At 37.0% G+C, this 2249-nt stretch carries 3 protein-coding genes and 1 pseudogene; all 4 read right to left on the reverse strand.

Going from position 1 to position 2249, the window contains the following annotated elements:
- Positions 1–365: pseudogene (locus A194_RS18925) on the reverse strand (serine protease); the annotation flags it as partial.
- Positions 366–393: 28 nt separating this feature from the next.
- Positions 394–1188, reverse strand: coding sequence for an MBL fold metallo-hydrolase (locus A194_RS0115900; protein WP_017187773.1), 795 nt, complete (start codon positions 1186–1188; stop codon positions 394–396).
- The gene (locus A194_RS0115905) at positions 1185–2015 is read right to left on the reverse strand and encodes a two-component system regulatory protein YycI (protein WP_017187774.1); all 831 of its coding nucleotides are present in this window, start codon (positions 2013–2015) and stop codon (positions 1185–1187) included. The genes A194_RS0115900 and A194_RS0115905 overlap by 4 nt, the downstream gene beginning before the upstream one ends.
- Before the next feature lie 2 nt (positions 2016–2017).
- Positions 2018–2249: two-component system activity regulator YycH (gene yycH, locus A194_RS18930; protein ID WP_237718789.1), on the reverse strand; the 232-nt coding region annotated here is incomplete at its 5' end.

The following is a 2249-nucleotide window of genomic DNA, read 5'->3' on the forward strand; positions in this document are numbered from 1 at the left end:
ACACCTGAGCCTGTAGGGGCGTCATCTGGGTCTTGTTCCATTTGTTGACCGAAAATATTTTGATTTTGAATATTAACGACTCCTACAACAGCATCCGATACTTCATCTACTATGTCTGTTATTTGTGACTGGATGTTTACCTCGACATTCCTTTGTTCAGCAACGCCTTCTTCGTTTAACTCTTGGTCTTGATTAGATGTTCCAGCTTGTTCATTTGTGTTATTGGATAACACATCAGTACCTGTTATTGCAGATAATGCAAAAAACATAATTGCTGAACCTATAATGGCGCCTACGATTGCTGCGAACCATGGGCGGCCCTGTTTTTGCTTTGATGATTTAATATGATCATCATAGTAACCCATTTAAAACACCTCACTCATTCTATTAACTTTAAAGATGTAAAATAGGTGTCGGCTTCACAGGACTTGTATTCTCTAGCTGTAAAGCCTCTCCTACAGGAAATCCATTCTCCTTCAGTCTCTGCTCTACACTCATTCGAGCTAAATCAACCATATTGTTATCTTGGCTTAAGTGGCCTAAATATATTTTCTTTGTTTGATCTCCAATGACATCCATCATGGCATGTGCTGCATCATCATTAGATACGTGACCTAAATCACTTAATATTCTACGCTTAACATTCCATGGGTATTTCCCCATTTGTAACATACCCACATCATGATTCGTTTCAAACAGTAATGCATCCGCATTTTCAATTGTCTTTTTCATTCGTTCAGATACATATCCCGTATCGGTTAACACGGCTACTTTTTTACCTTCATAGTGAAACGCGTAAAACATTGGCTCTGCTGCATCATGTGAAACACCAAAACTTTCAATATCTAAACCAGAAAAGCTTTGAACTGTTTCCATTTCAAACTCATACTTTTGATCAGTCGTCACTTTACCAATAGAATGTTCCATTGCTTGCCATGTTTTAGCATTAGCATAAATCGGTAAGTTATACCGTCTAGCCATAATACCTAGGCCTTTAATATGGTCACTATGTTCATGTGTAACTAAAATACCATCAAGGTCATGTGGATCAACATCTACCTCATTTAAGAGGCTTTCAATTTTCTTACCACTTAAGCCGGCGTCCACTAACAATTTCGTATTATTAGTCCCTATATAGAAAGCATTACCTGAACTTCCTGATGCTAGTACACTAAAATGTAAACTCATTCACTTTCACTCCGCATAAATTCTTGCACTTGATAGTCTATAAAATAGGAAATTGCTTGGACAAAGTTTTCTTCATCGTTCGGAATCAACTGTCCTTCAATTGCGTTGACGAAATAATTTCGTTCGTCATTAATTGTTATTTTCCAAGTTGGTGTAAAAATTTGTGGCCCTTCTTCAATTAACGTATGATAACCTAAACTCATATCTGTCACTTCATCTTGTCTTTGTAAAACGGATGAATATAAAGCTTCAATAGCGTTAATTGGGTCTAATACTGTTTGTTCTTCACTTTGAACAGCGGTATGATCTAATAGACGCTGAACATAGTTAACAGCCTCGCCATCTTCATTAAGAGTTACCGCAATTAATCCTGAAGTGTTGAAAAATACTGTACGGTCGTTTTGCTCTTGAAAGAACAAAATGACATGTTCATCATATTCGCCCCAAAATTCATACTCACTACCACGATGAATTTGTTCTAGTAACTCCTCGTGGTTATCGTTAAATTCGAAGGGCTCATCAAATTCACTTAAAATCGTATCTTCATTGACGAGAATCATTGTTTGATTGTTAACAGAATCAGCTATGTCAGCAAATTCTTCTTCTTCAAACTCATAACGCTCAGCCGATATATATACTTCACGCTCGCCTCTTTCAGGCAATTCACCAACCTCAATCTCATCAGCGACCAATTGATCTTCAAAACTGGTTTGAGCTAACATTTCAAGATTTGTATCACCAATTTTCTCTAGAAATTGTTGAGCTAGAAACAAGTTTAAGATTAAGAAACTAATAATAAACAGTGTTTTAATTTGTCCCCACTGCATACTTATCCATCCTCCTGCAAGCTGGCTCGGTCTTCAAAATAGCTTAATGGACGCCACACACCGTTTGCATACTCTATAAACCATGTTGGTTCCAAAAAGATTAAATTGTTCGCAGAATCAGTGTCTCGTACGACTTCATAACCAATTTTAATATCTTCAATCGCTGGTACGTAAAATTCATCAGATGCATTCTCTAAAAATCTATAGACTGACTTACCTGATGGGATCGTCACT

Origin of the sequence: Alkalibacillus haloalkaliphilus C5 (genome assembly GCF_000269905.1) — a bacterium.
Lineage (GTDB): Bacteria > Bacillota > Bacilli > Bacillales > Alkalibacillaceae > Alkalibacillus > Alkalibacillus haloalkaliphilus_A.